This is a genomic window from Streptomyces sp. MH60 (assembly GCF_002939385.1).
In the GTDB taxonomy this organism is placed as follows: Bacteria; Actinomycetota; Actinomycetes; order Streptomycetales; family Streptomycetaceae; genus Streptomyces.
Window position 1 is genome coordinate 1 of sequence record NZ_MULI01000053.1, and the last position, 13,533, is coordinate 13,533.

Sequence of the window (13,533 nt, forward strand, 5' to 3'; positions counted from 1 at the left end):
GCCGGTCGGCGCCGTCGGCGTCCTCGCCCTGATCGGCGCGGCCGTCGCGGGACTGCGCGCGGCGGCGGACTGGCACCCCGGCGCCTCCTGGCGGTCGCTGCTCGCGCGGGCGGCCCGCCGTACCGTGCTCGATCCTGCCGGCTCGTTCCTCCTGGTCGGCGGACTGGCCGTCGTGGTCTGCTCCGCATGGTTCAGCGCACCGCTGGCCGTCGCCGTCCTGGGCGCCGTCGCCGCGGCCGCCGTCGCGGTGGAGGAACGCCACCGGCGCCGCTGACCCGGCGCGTTCGCCTCCGGGGCGGTCCCGTGCCGCGGCGGCCGCCCCTGCCTCCCGAGGTCGGTGCCCCGGCGCCGCACCTCCGACTGTCATGCCCTTGACACCCCTGCACCCCGCACGGAAAGGAAAGGCCATGTCCCCCATCCCCCGCAGGTCCCTCCTCAAGGCGGCCGCCGTCGCCGGCGCCGCCGCCCAGTTCAGCTGGGCACTGGGCACCAAGAACGCGCAGGCCGCGCCCGCCGCCGCCCCGGTCGCCGACGACGGTCCGGTCACCCTGACCTGGCTGGAGGACGGCGGCCTCGGCGCCGCCCCCGGCTCCACCGTCGGCGTGCCCTGGCCCAAGGGCGCTCTCCAGGAGGACCAGTCGTTCGCCGTCACGGACGCGGACGGCAAGGCCGTACCCGTGCAGTCCTGGCCGCTCGCCCACTGGCCCGACGGCTCCCTCAAGTGGACCGCCCACGCCGTCGGTTCCGGGAACGGCAAGCTCACCCTGGCCGCCGGTACCCCGGCCGCGCCCGCCAAGAAGGTCACCGTCACCCGGCGCGGCGGCACCATCGACGTATCGACCGGCGTCATCACCGCGAGAATCGGCACGTCCGGATCGGCGCTGATCAAATCGGTCACCCGGGGCCCCACCGAGATCGCCAAGAACGGCCGCCTCGTCCTGCTGCGCCAGCCCGAGATCGAGGACGGCGACCAGGGCACGGTGAAGTACGAGCGCTTCGACGGCACGGTCGACGAGGCCGAGGTCGAGCAGGACGGCCCGGTCCGCGCCGTCGTCCGCATCGACGGCAAGCACCGCAGGGGCCACCGCGGCTGGCTGCCCTTCTCCATCCGCCTCTACTTCTACGCGGGCGCCGACTCCTTCCACATGGTGCACACCATCACGTTCGACGGGCAGCAGGAACCCGGAAAGGCGAGCGGCGACTTCATCCGCGGCCTCGGCGTCCGCTTCACCGTCCCGATGCGCGACGAGGCCTACGACCGCCACATCCGTATCGGCGGCGAGGGCACCGGCCTGCTCCGCGAGGCGGTCAAGGGCATCACCGGACTGCGCCGCGACCCCGGGGCGGCCGTACAGGCGGCGCAGTTCGCCGGGGAGAAGCTGCCCGACCCCGCCACCTGGGACCAACGGGTCACCACCCGCCTGAAGTACATCCCGGAATGGGGCGACTACACCCTCGCCCAGCTGTCCGCCGACGGCTTCACCCTGCGCAAGCGCACCAAGAAGGGCCACGGCTGGATCGGCGCGGGCGGCGGAGGGCGCGCCTCCGGCTTCGGCTACGTCGGCGGCGCGAGCGGCGGCCTCTCCTTCGGCCTGCGCGACTTCTGGGAGAAGCACCCCGCCCAGCTCGACATCCGCGACGCCCAGACCGACGAGGCCGAGGTCACCCTCTGGCTCTGGTCGCCCGAGGCCCAGCCGATGGACCTGCGCTTCTACCACGACGGCATGGGCCAGGACACGTTCCCCGAACAGCTGGAGGGCCTCAACATCACCTACGAGGACTACGAGCCGGAGTTCGGCACGCCCTACGGCATCGCCCGCACCTCGGAACTCCTCTTCTGGGCCAACGCCGCCACCCCCGGCGCCGAGGAACTCGCCGAACAGGTCGGGGCGGTTCGCGTCCTGCCGCAGCTCGCCGCCCCGCCCGAGCAGCTCATCAAGGCCGGGGTCTTCGGCCCCGGCCTCTACTCCGCGCCCGACCGCTCCACCCCCGCCAAGGCGAAGATCGAGGACCACCTCGACTTCCTCTTCACCTACTACAAGGACCAGGTGGAGCAGCGCCGCTGGTACGGCTTCTGGGACTACGGCGACATCATGCACACCTACGACGCCGCCCGGCACACGTGGCGGTACGACGTCGGCGGCTACGCCTGGGACAACTCCGAACTCTCCCCCGACCTCTGGCTCTGGTACGCCTACCTGCGCTCCGGCCGCGCCGACATCTTCCGCTTCGCCGAGGCCATGACCCGGCACACCGGCGAGGTCGACGTCTACCACCTCGGAAAGTGGGCCGGCCTCGGCACCCGGCACGGCGTCCAGCACTACGCCGACAGCGCCAAGCAGCAGCGCATCGCCAACACCACCTACCGGCGCTTCTACTACTTCCTCACCGCCGACGAACGCGTCGGCGACCTCATGCACGCCAACGTCGACTCCGACGAGACCTTCCTCGCCCTCGACCCGCTCCGCAAGATCCGCACCGAGCCGTACACGCCCGACCGCAACGCCCTGTCCATCGGCTTCGGCACCGACTGGAGCGGCCTGGTCTCGGCGTGGCTCACCGAGTGGGAGCGCAAGGGCCCGAAGTGGGAGAAGGCCAGGGACCGCGTCCTGTCCACCATGGAGACCATCGCCGCCCAGCCCAACGGCTTCGTCCAGGGCAGCGGCCTGTACGACCTGGACACCGGGAAGTTCGCCGTCGCCGACACGCCGAAGGTCGAGGTCTCCCACCTGTCGGCCGTCTTCGGCCTGAACGAACTGTGCGCCGAACTGATCGACCTCGTCGACATGCCGAAGTTCGAGGAGGCGTACTACGACTACTGCCGCTACTTCAACGCGAGCAAGTCCGAACAGGCCGAGCGCTACGGCGCGAACTTCGGCAGCCTCATCCTCTTCCAGGGCCACTCGCGCCTCGACGCCTACGCGGCCGTACGGACCGGCGACGACAAGCTCGCCACGCGCGCGTGGCAGAAGTTCTACGACTCCGACGGCTACAGGGAGTCGGCGCCCTGGACGACACAGAAGCTGAGCGGACCCCTCACGCTGGTGCCGGGCAGCGAGGCGGGCTGGGTGTCCACCAACGACACCGCCCTCTACGGCCTCGCCGCCATCGAGAACCTCGCACTCCTGGGGGACAGGATGCCGTAGCCGGCCCCTGACCGGCGCGGGCGCGGGCACACTGCACGGGTGGACTGGAACCATTACCGCTTCCTCAGCCTGTGGCCGCTGCCCGCGCCCGCCCCGGACGTCTACCGTGCCCTGGAACGCATCGAGGACTACCCCCGGTGGTGGCCGCAGGTCCGCGAGGTCACCCGGTTCGACGACACCGGCGGCGTCCTCCGGTTCCGCTCCCTGCTCCCGTACGAACTGACCGCGACCGTGCGGGAGGGACGCCGGGACCCGGCCGCGGGGGTGCTGGAGGTCGCGATGAGCGGCGACATGGAGGGCTGGGCGCGCTGGACGGTCGCCCCGCGCGGCACCGCCACCCTCGTCCGCTACGACCAGGAGGTCGTCGTGCGCAAGCCGCTGCTGCGCCGCCTGGCCGTGCCCGGGCGGCCCCTGTTCCGCGCCAACCACCGCCTCATGATGCGGGCCGGGCGGCAGGGCCTCGCCGCGCACCTGGCAGGCGGCCGGCAAGCGGTTTGATGGAACCGCGCGGTGCCCTGTATGGTTCAGTGCGTTCCCGGGCGATTAGCTCAGTGGGAGAGCGCTTCGTTCACACCGAAGAGGTCACTGGTTCGAACCCAGTATCGCCCACGCTCGCGACAGCGACGTGGTCCGCGGAATACGCGGACCACGTCGCTTCGTCGTTTCCGCGCGGCTTCGCCGCGCGTCGCGGTGGCTCCGCCACCCACACCCCCGTCCCGGCGTTCACGCGGGCCGGGGACGAAGGGTCACGCCGCCGCCGGCAGGTCCGGCCGCAACGGCCAGGCCGGGTCCACCGGCTCCTCCGTGCCGTTGAGCGCGAACCACGCCTGCAACCCGCGTGCCTGACCCGCGTGCCACACTGCCTGGAGGGTGTGCAGCTCGGCGGGGGAGAGACGCTCGAGCCGCGCCTGGAAGCGCCGCCCCACCGCCCGTACGACCTCCAGCGCCGCCTGGGCGTCGGCCGCCGCGTCGTGCGCGCCCGCCAGCTCCACGCCGTAGTGCGCGCACAGGTCGGTGAGGGTGCGGCGGCCCTTGCGGTAGCGGTCCAGGTGCTTGTCCAGCACGCGCGGGTCCAGCACGTGCAGCGACGTCCGCTCCAGCCAGCGGCCCAGCGACGAGGCGCGGTGCCTGCGCAACTCCCGGTCCAGCAGCGTGAGGTCGAACGGCGCGTTCATCACCACCAGCGGACGCCCGGCGCGGGCCTGCTCGGTCAGCGCCTCGGCTATCTCGTACATCACCGGCGCCGGCCAGCGGCCGTGGCGCTCCACGTGCTCCTGGGTCAGCCCGTGCACCGCCGTCGCCGCCTCGGGCACCGGCACCCCCGGGTTCACCAGCCACCGGGTCACCCGCGGACGCAGGCCCGGCGCGTCCTGGACGACGAGGGCCGCCGACACGATCCGGTCGGTCTCGGTGTTCACACCCGTCGTCTCCGTGTCGAAGGCGGCCAGCGGCCCCTCGAACCAGCTCGTCATAGGGCACTCAACTCCTCGTCCGAGCACGGCAGCTGACGTGCCGTCCCTTGTCCCGGTTCGGTGATACCCGGGCTGTTTGCGACGTACGCCGCAAGGACACAACAGGAGTACGGGTCTTTGCAGTTCACAGACCCGCCACGGGGATTCACCAGTTCTGGAAGGCTGTTGGCCATGGCCATTGCGCAGCCCGAACGGGGCGGGCTGCTGCCCGAGCGCACCGCGCCCTCACGCGGCTCTCTCGCCACCACCGCCTGCATGGAGACCTTGCAGGTCGGCTACCTCCACGCGGTCGCCGCCGCGGCGGGCTGCTCGCTCTCCCAGCCCTTCCCGGACAACGGCATCGACTGGCACGTCAGCCACAGCGCCCCCGGGCACACCGTCGACGACGAGGTCACGATCAAGGTGCAGCTCAAGGCGACGTACCAGCTCCCGCCGGACCCCCCGGGGCGCTTCTTCTCCTTCACCCTGGACAACGACCACTTGGCGAAGCTCGCCCGCACCCCCGTGTCGGTGCACAAGATCCTGGTCGTGATGATCGTCCCCCGGTCCCGGGACCAGTGGCTGCGCGCCGGCCACGACCGGCTCGACCTCAGGCACTGCTGCTACTGGACCAACCTCGCCGGACATCCGGTCACCGGACGGCGGCGCACCACCGTGCGGATACCGACCGCGCGGATCTTCGACGACCGTGCGCTGTGCGAGATCATGACGCGGGTCGGGACGGGAGGGAAACCATGACGCACCGCCCGACCGGCGAACCCCTGCGCTCCGTACGGCCGCACCCGGCCGACGCCCTCGACGACACCCCCCGCGACGGCGGCACACCCGAGCCCCGCACCGTCGACCCGGCCGTGCTGACCGCCCTGCTGCACCGGCACGGCTGGCGCCGGCGCGGCGGCGCCCCGGGCCGCTACGGGCGCTGGACACCGCCAGGACCGGCCGCGGGCGCCACCAGCCTCCTGGTGCCCGTCAGCCGCGCCTTCCCCGACAGCGACGACCTGCTCGGCGAGGCGCTGCACGCCCTGTCCCGCAGCGGCACACCCGCCGCCCGCGAGATCCTGCTCGCCCTCGCCGTCCCCAGCGACGAGATCCGCTGGGAACGCGACATACCGACGGGACCCGGCGGCACCGCGTCCTGGGCGGCGGAGGAGCAGCTGCGCTCCGCCGCCCGCCGGATGCTGCTCGCCGGAGCGCTCGCCACGCGCGCGCGGGCGGGCTACTACGGCGCCCGGCACCGGCGCGCCGCCGGCGCGGCCCTGGAGAACGTCGTGGTGGGCCCCGCTCCCGGCGGCCGCCGCCTCACGGCGTTCCTGCCGGTCGGCACCGGCCGCCCCCTCGCCGTACGCCTTCACCACGCCCTCCACGCCGCCCGTGAGGCCGTCGACTACCGGCGGGCCACCGGGGGCACGGAGGCCTTCGACTCGGCCGTCGCGGCGGGCGTCAGCCACGAGCTGACCGAATCCCTCGTCGCCCTGGTCCGGGGCACCGAGGGCGCCCGGATCGCCGTCGGCTGGGCGCCAGCTGCGGGCGTCCCCGAGGGCTGCGGCGCCCCCGCCGAACCCGTCGAGTTCTCGCCCGGCGACCTGCCCGCCCTGCGCGAGGCCGCCGCCCGCTACCTGCGCGCGGAGCCCTCGGTGCCGGTGCGGATCACCGGCACCGTGGTCCGCATGCGCCGGCCCGGACCCCGCGGCACGGGCACCGTACGGCTGCGGGTGCTGGCCGGGGCCGAGGTGCCCCACGTGCGGATCGCGCTGGACGAGGAGGCGTACCGGATCGCCGGGCACGCCCACCTCGTCGGGCTGCCGGTGCGGGTGCTCGGGCGCCTGGAGAGCCGGGGCGGGTTCCGCAGGCTCACCGGCGCCTGCGAGATCACCCCCGTACAGGTCGACGACGCGGAGCGGGACCGGCTGCTGAAGGCCGTCCAGGAACACGTCGAGGTCGCGGCCTTCTTCGAGGAGACCTGTGGCGACGGAGGCGAAGGACAGGACTGATTTCGCGGTGGGCGGCCCCGGGTCGGTACGATCGCCCCCATGCGTGCGCTCCGGTATGGCGCCGCGGCCCCACCTTCAGTCAGGAGAGACCGGTGTCAGACGTCCGTGTGATCATCCAGCGGGATTCCGAGCGGGAAGAACGCGTGGTGACGACGGGCACTACGGCCGCCGAGCTCTTCGCCGGCGAGCGCTCGATCATCGCCGCCCGCGTGTCCGGCGACCTCAAGGACCTCGCCTACGAGGTGAAGGACGGCGAGACCGTCGAGGGCGTCGAGATCTCCTCCGAGGACGGTCTGGACATCCTGCGCCACTCCACCGCGCACGTCATGGCGCAGGCCGTGCAGGAGCTGTTCCCCGAGGCCAAGCTGGGCATCGGCCCGCCCGTCAAGGACGGCTTCTACTACGACTTCGACGTGGAGAAGCCCTTCCACCCCGATGACCTCAAGGCCATCGAGAAGAAGATGCAGGAGATCCAGAAGCGCGGGCAGCGGTTCTCCCGCCGCGTGGTCACCGACGAGGCCGCCCGCGAGGAGCTGGCCGGCGAGCCGTACAAGCTGGAGCTGATCGGCCTCAAGGGCTCCGCGTCGCACGACGACGGCGCGGACGTCGAGGTCGGCGCCGGCGAGCTGACGATCTACGACAACCTGGACGCGAAGACCGGCGAGCTGTGCTGGAAGGACCTCTGCCGGGGCCCGCACCTGCCCACCACCCGCAACATCCCGGCCTTCAAGCTGATGCGCAACGCCGCCGCCTACTGGCGCGGCAGCGAGAAGAACCCGATGCTCCAGCGCATCTACGGCACCGCCTGGCCCACCAAGGACGAGCTGAAGGCCCACCTGGAGTTCCTCGCCGAGGCCGAGAAGCGCGACCACCGCAAGCTCGGCAGCGAGCTGGACCTGTTCTCCATCCCGGAGCAGATCGGCTCCGGCCTCGCCGTCTTCCACCCCAAGGGCGGCATCGTCCGCCGGACCATGGAGGACTACTCGCGGCGCCGCCACGAGGAGGAGGGCTACGAGTTCGTCTACACCCCGCACGCGACGAAGGGGAAGCTCTTCGAGACCTCGGGCCACCTGGACTGGTACGCCGACGGCATGTACCCGCCCATGCAGCTCGACGAGGGCGTGGACTACTACCTCAAGCCCATGAACTGCCCGATGCACAACCTGATCTTCGACGCGCGCGGGCGCTCCTACCGTGAGCTGCCGCTGCGCCTGTTCGAGTTCGGCACCGTGTACCGGTACGAGAAGTCGGGCGTCGTGCACGGCCTGACCCGGGCCCGCGGCTTCACCCAGGACGACGCGCACATCTACTGCACCCGCGAGCAGATGTCCGAGGAGCTGGACAAGACCCTCACCTTCGTCCTGAACCTGCTGCGCGACTACGGCCTGACCGACTTCTACCTGGAGCTGTCCACCAAGGACCCGGAGAAGTTCGTCGGCTCCGACGAGGCCTGGGAAGAGGCCACCGAGACGCTGCGCCAGGTCGCCGAGAAGCAGAACCTGGAGCTGGTGGCGGACCCGGGCGGTGCCGCCTTCTACGGCCCGAAGATCTCCGTCCAGGCCAAGGACGCCATCGGCCGCACCTGGCAGATGTCGACCATCCAGCTCGACTTCAACCTGCCGGAGCGCTTCGACCTGGAGTACACGGCCGCGGACGGCACCAAGACCCGCCCGGTCATGATCCACCGCGCGCTGTTCGGCTCCATCGAGCGCTTCTTCGCGGTGCTCCTGGAGCACTACGCGGGCGCCTTCCCGGCGTGGCTGGCGCCGGTGCAGGCGGTGGGCATCCCGATCGGCGACGCGCACGTCGAGTACCTGGAGAAGTTCGCCGCGGCCGCCAAGAGGCAGGGCCTGCGGGTCGAGGTCGACTCCTCCTCGGACCGGATGCAGAAGAAGATCCGCAACGCCCAGAAGCAGAAGGTGCCCTTCATGGTCATCGCGGGCGACGAGGACATGGCGAACGGCGCGGTCTCCTTCCGCTACCGCGACGGCTCCCAGGAGAACGGCATCCCCGTCGAGGAGGCCATCGCGAAGATCGCGAAGGTCGTCGAGGAGCGGGCGCAGGTCTGACCGCCGGTGTGAGGGGCCCCCGGGAGATCCCGGGGGCCTTTCCCTGCCGCCGCGGGGGACGCCATATGCTGCACGCATGACGAGTGAGCCGGAGCAGCAGCTGGGAGTGGGGACGCAGGACGCGTTCCAGCGCCTGTGGACGCCCCACCGGATGGCGTACATCCAGGGCGAGAACAAGCCGAGCGGCCCCGGTGCCGACGACGGCTGCCCCTTCTGCTCGATCCCGGCCAAGTCCGACGAGGACGGCCTGATCATCCGGCGCGGCGAGCACGTGTACGCGGTGCTCAACCTGTACCCGTACAACGGCGGCCACCTGATGACCGTGCCGTACCGCCACGTCGCCGACTACACCGAGCTGAACACCGTGGAGACCGCGGAGCTGGCCGAGCTGACCAAGCAGGCGATGACGGCCCTGCGCACCGCGTCCGGCGCCCACGGCTTCAACATCGGCATGAACCAGGGCTCGGTGGCCGGCGCGGGCATCGCCGCCCACCTCCACCAGCACGTCGTGCCCCGCTGGGGCGGCGACACGAACTTCATGCCGGTCGTCGGCCACACGAAGGTGCTGCCGCAGCTGCTGGGAGACACCCGCAAGATGCTGGCGGAAGCCTGGCCGACGGCCTGAGTGTCCAGCCCAGCCCGGCCGGCGTTCGAGGACGAGGCCGTCCAGGCCGAAGCGGGGTCCGGGGGCGCAGCCCCCGGGAACGCCCCCGCCCCACCGCCGGAGACCTACGCGTCGTAGACGTCAGCCTTCTTGGGCACAGCCTCCTGAACCGCCCCGCTCAGACCACCCGCGCGGGCGCCGAACTTCTCCGTGTCGACGCCGTTCTCCTTCAGCACCTTGATCGCCGCCGAGTGCACCGCCCGCAGCACCGGCGTGGCCGCGCGCAGCGCGTCGTCGGCCATGAAGCGGTGCCGCCACGGCCGGTCCGCCCAGGCGTGCCGCACGCCGAAGGGCTCGGGCAGTGTGAGCTTGCCGCCCAGCCAGTACAGCAGCGGGGGATACCAGGTCAGCGGGGCCCGCGCGGCCAGCCGCACCACCTCGTCGGCGTCGACCAGCGGGAGCTTCACCGTGCGGGTCTCCCAGAACTTGACGGACTTCTGGACCGTCTTCTCCTTCGCCGCGGGCTTGCTGGTGAACAGCGAGTGCACCGGCCCCAGGGCATGGCCGGTGACCTCGATGCGCAGCGTCTCGTGCAGCACCGTCACCGTGATCAGCATGGAGATGACCAACTGGCCGTCCCACAGGGTCCACTGCACGCCCAGGTAGTGCCGGTCGCCCGCGCCGAACTGCTGCTTGTCGCAGATCTCCTGTATCGCGTGCTGCTTGACCTGGTACGCCTCGACGTCCGTGCCCTCGGGGCGGGACACCGAGTCGGCGTTCTCACCGATCGGGGTCACGATCCAGTGCCGCACCGTCGGCTTGGTGAAGCCGCCGGTGTGCAGCGGGCCGCGCTCCAGCATCCGCAGCCGGTCGTGGATGGCCTTGATCACGTCCCAGCTGCGGAACGGGTTGATCTCCCGGTCCGGGTCGACGGGGACCAGCTCCTCGGCGAGCTGCCAGTTGCCCCAGCGGGTGCCCATGCCGAGGATCCCCTTGGGACCGGCGTAGAAGACGGAGTTGGACTGCTGCTCGGCGCTGAGCCGGGCCAGCGACTGCCGCAGCTCCTCGGCGGCCGTCTCGCCGGGGCTGCTCGGCACCGCCTCGGGCACCTTGGCGCCCACGCCCGCGCCGGACAGGAGACCGCTCCAGCGCTCCCGGAGGTCCCGTGCCGTGCGCTCGCAGATCCGCTTGGCCCAGAACCAGCCGATCACCGGGGCGACGACGCAGGCGCGCGCGTACCAGGCCCAGAAGCCGCTGAAGGGCATCTTGAGCAGGAAGAGCACGGCGAGGGCCGCCATCGCGAGCAGCAGCGCGGTGGCGAGTGCGCCGGCCCGCTTGTCCTCGCGCCGGGCGACGGTGGTGCGGATCTGGAAGACCAGCAGCCAGATCAGCAGGCCGGGCAGGAACAGCAGTCCGCACAGCACCATGACGGCACTGAGCCAGTTGTCCCGGTCCCTGCGTATGCGGTGCGCCGCGAGACTGTGCTCGACGACCACCTGGGGCTGGGTGCCGAAGGACTGGATGAGCGGGGCCCGCTTGGGTCCCAGCATCCGGTCGATGATCGCCCGGGAGTACGCCTCGCCGAGGTTGGGCCGGAACAGCTTGATCCGGGGCTTGCTCACGGACGACTTGTGCCACTCGCTGTTGGCCTTGAGTATCTCCTCGGCCTCGCTGTCCCGGTAGGCGGCCGAGGCCAGCGCGAACGTGGCCGTCTGGCCGCCGTCGTCCGTGCGCGGCACCTGCGGTCCGAAGAAGTCCGCGTAACCGCCGTCAACGGTCATTCCCGCCCCCGATCGCCACCACTGTCGCTCCTGCGGCCTTCCCGACTTCCCTGCCCCGCACACCTGTTGATCTGGTCATCAGCGTATCCGCCGGCACCGCCGCGCGTCACGGGACGTCCAAAGGCGCCCCTACACGCGCGGGTCGGCCGCCGGGCGCGCCGTCGCACGCCGGTGCGGGGGACCTCGGCTGCGGAGGGCGGGCCCCGGTGCGGCGGACCCGCACCGGGGGGCCGGGCTCCGCTAGGACGCCACCCGCACCTCCTCGCGCAACCGGTCCGCGACCTGCGCCGGCATCGGTTCGTGCCGCGCGTAGCGCCGGTCGAAGCGCGCGGTGCCGTGCGACAGGGAGCGCAGGTCGACGGCGTAGCGGCCGATCTCGATCTCGGGCACCTCGGCCCTGATCAACGTCCGCCCGCCGCTGGTCTGCTCGGTGCCCAGCACCTTGCCGCGCCGTCCGGACAGGTCACTCATGACCGCGCCCACGTAGTCGTCGCCGACCAGCACGCTCACCTCGGCGACCGGCTCCAGCAGGTGGATCCGCGCCTCGGCCGCGGCCTCCCTGAGCGCCAGCGCGCCCGCGGTCTGGAACGCGGCGTCGGAGGAGTCCACGGAGTGCGCCTTGCCGTCGAGCAGCGTGATCCGTACGTCGATCAGCGGGTGGCCCGCGGCGACGCCCTTGGCCGCCTGGGTGCGCACGCCCTTCTCGACGGACGGGATGAACTGCCGGGGCACCGCGCCGCCGACCACCTTGTCCACGAACTCGATGCCCGAGCCGCCCGGCAGCGGCTCCACCTCGATCTCGCAGATGGCGTACTGGCCGTGCCCGCCGGACTGCTTGACGTGCCGCCCGCGTCCGGCCGCCCGGCCGCCGAACGTCTCGCGCAGGGAGACCCGGTGGGGTACGACGTCGACCTGGACGCCGTAGCGGCCGCGCAGCCGTTCCAGGGCCACGTCGGCGTGCGCCTCGCCCAGGCACCACAGGACCACCTGGTGGGTGTCCTGGTTGTGCTCCAGGCGCATCGTCGGGTCCTCGGCGACCAGCCGGGCCAGCCCCTGGGAGAGCTTGTCCTCGTCGGGTTTGCTGTGCGCCTCGATGGCGAGCGGCAGCAGCGGATCGGGCATCTCCCAGGGGGCCATCAGCAGCGGGTCGTCCTTGGCCGAGAGCGTGTCCCCGGTCTCCGCGCGGGTCAGCTTGGCCACGCAGGCGAGGTCGCCCGCGATGACGTGCGTGACCGGCCGCTGCTGCTTGCCGAACGGCGTCGACAGGGCGCCGATCCGCTCGTCGACGTCGTGGTCCTCGTGGCCGCGGTCCGTCATGCCGTGCCCGGACACGTGCACCGTCTGGTCGGCGCGCAGGGTGCCGGAGAAGACGCGGACCATCGAGATCCGGCCGACGTACGGGTCCGAGGACGTCTTGACGACCTCCGCGACCAGCGACTCGTCCGGGTCGCACATCCGCAGCTCGCGCCCGGCGCCCTCGGGCGTGGTGACCCGCGGCGCCGCGCGTTCCAGGGGCGTCGGGAAGCCGCGCGTGATCAGTTCCAGGAGTTCGACCGTGCCCAGACCCTGCCGGGCGCCGTCGGCGGCGGGGGCGGCGGCCAGGACGGGGAAGAACACCCCGCGTGCCACGGCCCGTTCCAGATCCTGGATGAGCGTCTTGACCTCGACCTGCTCGCCGCCGAGGTAGCGCTCCATGAGCGTCTCGTCCTCGCTCTCCGAGATGATCCCCTCGATCAGCATGGAGCGGGCCTCGTCGAGCTGCGGCAGGTCCGCCTCGCCCGGCTCCGACGCCACCCGCTCGCCCGAGGCGTAGTCGAACAGCTTCCGCGACAGCAGCCCCACGAGCCCCGTCACGGGCGCGTGCCCGTCGGGGGCGGGCGGGCCGTGCAGCGGGAGGTACAGCGGCAGTACCGCGTCGGGATCGTCGCCGCCGAACGCCTCCGCGCAGACCCGCGTCATCTCCTCGAAGTCCGCGCGGGCGGCCTCCAGGTGCGTGACCACGATGGCGCGCGGCATGCCGACGGCGGCGCACTCCTCCCAGAGCATCCGGGTCGAGCCGTCCACCCCGTCGGAGGCCGAGACGACGAAGAGGGCCGCGTCCGCGGCGCGCAGACCGGCCCTCAGCTCACCGACGAAGTCGGCGTACCCGGGAGTGTCCAAGAGGTTGATCTTGATGCCGTCCCATTCGACCGGCACCAGGGAGAGCTGCACGGAGCGCTGCTGGCGGTGCTCCATGTCGTCGTAGTCCGAGACGCAGCCGCCGTCCTCCACGCGGCCCGCCCGGTTCACCGCTCCCGCCGTCAGCGCGAGAGCCTCCACCAGAGTCGTCTTGCCCGATCCGGAGTGGCCGACCAGCACCACGTTCCGTACGGACGCGGGGTGGTCGGCCGCCGTTGCCCTTCCGGCGGCTCCGGGGTGGGTGTGTGCCTTGTCGCCCATGTCCTTGCCTCCCGTGCGCGGTGAGGTCGCT

At 72.0% G+C, this 13,533-nt stretch carries 9 protein-coding genes, 1 tRNA gene and 1 pseudogene; 8 read left to right on the forward strand and 3 right to left on the reverse strand.

Annotation, left to right across the window (positions count from 1 at the left end):
• The 4 genes and pseudogenes from BZZ08_RS26685 to BZZ08_RS26700 all read left to right on the forward strand — a co-directional run.
• Window positions 1-274: pseudogene (locus BZZ08_RS26685) on the forward strand (hypothetical protein); the annotation flags it as partial.
• A gap of 133 nt (window positions 275-407) precedes the next feature.
• Window positions 408-3,146: an exo-rhamnogalacturonan lyase family protein gene (locus BZZ08_RS26690; RefSeq protein ID WP_104634778.1), complete on the forward strand. Its 2,739-nt coding sequence runs from the start codon at window positions 408-410 to the stop codon at window positions 3,144-3,146.
• Between the two features lie 39 nt (window positions 3,147-3,185).
• Entirely contained in the window at window positions 3,186-3,644 is a 459-nt protein-coding gene (locus BZZ08_RS26695; RefSeq protein WP_104634779.1) for an SRPBCC family protein, read from the forward strand.
• A gap of 39 nt (window positions 3,645-3,683) precedes the next feature.
• Window positions 3,684-3,755, forward strand: a tRNA-Val gene (locus BZZ08_RS26700).
• 137 nt (window positions 3,756-3,892) lie between these two features.
• Here BZZ08_RS26700 and BZZ08_RS26705 read toward each other — a convergent pair.
• Window positions 3,893-4,618 carry a 3'-5' exonuclease gene (locus tag BZZ08_RS26705; protein ID WP_104634780.1) on the reverse strand — a complete coding sequence of 242 codons (726 nt, stop codon included), beginning with the start codon at window positions 4,616-4,618 and terminating at the stop codon, window positions 3,893-3,895.
• A 171-nt stretch (window positions 4,619-4,789) separates the two neighbouring features.
• On the opposite strand from BZZ08_RS26705, the gene BZZ08_RS26710 reads away from it, so the two are divergent.
• From BZZ08_RS26710 to BZZ08_RS26725, 4 genes are all read left to right on the forward strand, one after another.
• A complete protein-coding gene (locus BZZ08_RS26710) occupies window positions 4,790-5,356 on the forward strand; it encodes a DUF4365 domain-containing protein (RefSeq protein ID WP_104634781.1) in 567 nt (188 codons plus the stop codon).
• Window positions 5,353-6,609 (forward strand): hypothetical protein, encoded by a 1,257-nt coding sequence (locus BZZ08_RS26715; protein ID WP_104634782.1) that lies wholly within the window; start codon window positions 5,353-5,355, stop codon window positions 6,607-6,609. The genes BZZ08_RS26710 and BZZ08_RS26715 overlap by 4 nt, the downstream gene beginning before the upstream one ends.
• Window positions 6,610-6,701: 92 nt before the next feature.
• On the forward strand, window positions 6,702-8,678 hold the full coding sequence (gene thrS / locus BZZ08_RS26720) for a threonine--tRNA ligase (RefSeq protein ID WP_104634783.1): 1,977 nt from the start codon (window positions 6,702-6,704) through the stop codon (window positions 8,676-8,678).
• Between the two features lie 76 nt (window positions 8,679-8,754).
• Window positions 8,755-9,303, forward strand: a complete 549-nt coding sequence (locus tag BZZ08_RS26725; RefSeq protein ID WP_104634784.1) for an HIT family protein — start codon at window positions 8,755-8,757, stop codon at window positions 9,301-9,303.
• A gap of 104 nt (window positions 9,304-9,407) precedes the next feature.
• On the opposite strand, the gene BZZ08_RS26730 is transcribed toward BZZ08_RS26725, so the two are convergent.
• Entirely contained in the window at window positions 9,408-11,063 is a 1,656-nt protein-coding gene (locus BZZ08_RS26730; RefSeq protein WP_104634785.1) for a hypothetical protein, read from the reverse strand.
• 240 nt (window positions 11,064-11,303) lie between these two features.
• A complete protein-coding gene (locus BZZ08_RS26735; protein WP_104634786.1) occupies window positions 11,304-13,502 on the reverse strand; it encodes an elongation factor G-like protein EF-G2 in 2,199 nt (732 codons plus the stop codon).
• Window positions 13,503-13,533 lie beyond the last annotated feature (31 nt).